Annotated in this window: 1 protein-coding gene; it reads left to right on the forward strand. The window is 55.3% G+C overall.

The genetic code is table 11. The annotated features are described in order from the left end of the window. On the forward strand, positions 1-237 hold a 237-nt coding region (locus FN960_RS22490; RefSeq protein WP_143850871.1), incomplete at both ends, for an FAD-dependent oxidoreductase.

The following is a 237-nucleotide window of genomic DNA, read 5'->3' on the forward strand; positions in this document are numbered from 1 at the left end:
CAGATGGTGGTGCGTAAAGGCGGCGAAGTGCTTACTCGTACTCGTGCTACTTCTGCTCGTCGCGAAAACGGCCTGTGGATTGTGGAAGCGGAAGATATCGATACCGGCAAAAAATATAGCTGGCAAGCGCGCGGCCTGGTTAACGCCACCGGCCCGTGGGTGAAACAGTTCTTCGACGACGGGATGCATCTGCCTTCGCCTTATGGCATTCGCCTGATCAAAGGCAGCCATATTGTG

This window comes from Alkalicoccobacillus porphyridii, assembly GCF_007293315.1.
Taxonomy (GTDB): domain Bacteria; phylum Bacillota; class Bacilli; order Bacillales; family Bacillaceae_D; genus Alkalicoccobacillus; species Alkalicoccobacillus porphyridii.